At 51.8% G+C, this 2,044-nt stretch carries 2 protein-coding genes and 1 pseudogene; all 3 read left to right on the forward strand.

The features are described 5' to 3' along the window. The first annotated feature begins 714 nt into the window (after positions 1–714). Positions 715–1,374, forward strand: coding sequence for an FmdE family protein (locus ACXJJC_RS02455; protein ID WP_456369194.1), 660 nt, complete (start codon positions 715–717; stop codon positions 1,372–1,374). After that, entirely contained in the window at positions 1,358–1,819 is a 462-nt protein-coding gene (gene tsaA / locus ACXJJC_RS02460) for a tRNA (N6-threonylcarbamoyladenosine(37)-N6)-methyltransferase TrmO (RefSeq protein ID WP_456369196.1), read from the forward strand. Before ACXJJC_RS02455 ends, tsaA begins: the two co-directional genes overlap by 17 nt. Beyond that, positions 1,819–2,044, forward strand: a pseudogene (locus tag ACXJJC_RS02465) (iron ABC transporter substrate-binding protein); the annotation flags it as partial. The gene tsaA and the pseudogene ACXJJC_RS02465, both read left to right, overlap by 1 nt.

Raw genomic sequence — 2,044 nt, forward strand, 5'->3', positions numbered from 1 at the left:
CAGCGTTAAAATCAGACCTTGAAGGGATTGAAAGGATAAATGACCGGCTTACCGCAATTCTTGCATCTTACGTTAAAATCAGACCTTGAAGGGATTGAAAGTGAGAAGGGAGATGTTGACCTCGGAAGACCATTCAAAGGTTAAAATCAGACCTTGAAGGGATTGAAAGGAGTGCTGCGAACGGGCAGGTGGAAGTGTTCTCCGCGAGTTAAAATCAGACCTTGAAGGGATTGAAAGGGTATATTCTTCGATTCTGCTGTATTCCGGGAGCTGTGGTGTGAAGGGAGGAATATACTCTCACGTCAGTGTGGTCAGTGGTATGAAGATATCTCGCGAAACTTCCACAGGAAGTAATGGGGTCGGGGGTTGTTTGCTGTGCCCAGTCAGAACTGCACCTCCACAGGAAATGAAGGGGTGGGACAGGTGTTCGGTCGGTGGGACCGGGCGGTTATTGGCTTGGTGAGCCGACAAGCTGCAGGCTGGCGAGGTTAAACAGTCTATTTTCCTCTCTTATCGTTATTTAGAGGTTATGTGCAATTATTTTTAATTGATCTTCTGCTCTCACTCTTCGGTCTTTAAAAAACCGCGTGTCGTCGCTTTTTTCATTTTTCCACAGGAAATAAAGGGGTTGGGGTCTAATACCCAGTTAGTATAACTGTGTTAATTCATGTTACTTTTAAAAAATTTTTATTACTAACTGCGGGCTTGGGTGCGATGCAGGCTGAGGAGGTTCTGTTAAAAGCTAAGGAGTTTCACGGTCACATATGCCCTAACCTGGCTCTCGGAGTTAAGGCTTCGCTTATAGCGATGGAAAAACTCGGCGTATCGAGGGACGAGGACCATACGATCTCTGAGGAGATTCTGGCCATCGTCGAGACCAATAACTGCTTTTCAGATGGCGTTCAGGTGGCGACTGGGTGCACCTTCGGAAACAACTCCCTGATATATCACGACGTGGGAAAGAACGCGTTCACGCTCGTCAGGAGGTCGGACTGGAAGGCCGTGAGAGTTTACGTGGACTTTGATGCGGTTCTCGCGAACTATTTCAAAGAAAGGGCGGTGGAGCTGTTTGACAGGGTGATAGTAAGGAGGGAAGAGGAAGAGAGCCTGATGGCGGAGTTCAGGCGAACGTGGGAGGAGATTGGCTGGAAGCTGCTCGGGGCTGAGGATGTTTTCAGGGTTAGCGAGGTCGAAGCACCTCGGATAGAAAAGGCGCCGATTTTCGAGAGCGTGAGATGTGAGAGGTGCGGAGAGCTTGTGATGAGCACGAGGATCAGGGACGGGCTGTGTCCATCATGCAGGGAAGAGTTCTACGCGGTAGTTGGCAGGGGAATCGTTAGGTTCAGCGGTGGCAGGTATGGGGAGGTCGGGTGATAGCGTGGAGATGGCTTTGGCACCAATCGGGGTCGTGAGATCGCCTTACAGGGATTTCTCCCAGGCTCCCCATCAGGGCCGTTTTTCCAGTGCTGTGAGTGAGATCGAGGTGTTCGAGGAATTCTCCCCGGCCCTCAAGGACATTGATACCTGCACTCACTTAATCGTACTCTACTGGCTCGACAGGGCGAAGAGAGATGTGCTGGCAACGAAAACACCTTATGGGGATGAGGTGAGGGGCGTTTTTGCCACCCGATCTCCCCACAGACCCAACCCGATTGGGTTTTGCGTGGTGGAGCTTTTGGAGGTGAAGGGCAACGTTCTGAGGGTCAGGTGGCTTGATGCCCTCGACGGTAGCCTGGTTGTGGACATCAAGCCCTACTCGTCGGACATAGACTGTGTCGAGAACGCGGTTATAGGCTGGTTCATGGAGGTGAGCGAGTGATGAGGCTTTTGCCGGTTCTGATACTGGTTCTCCTGGTCCCTTCCGTGCTGCTTGCCGGATGCTCTCAGCAGGTCGGGAAGAGTGGAGAGAAGTCCCTCACCGTTACTGATGCCGCTGGCAGGACGGTTGAGGTTCCAGAAAACGTTGAGAGGATTGTGGCAATTGGGCCTGGGGCTCTGAGGCTCGTTGTCTATCTGCAGGCCACTGACAGGGTTGTGGGTGTTG

Source organism: Geoglobus sp., assembly GCF_054018175.1.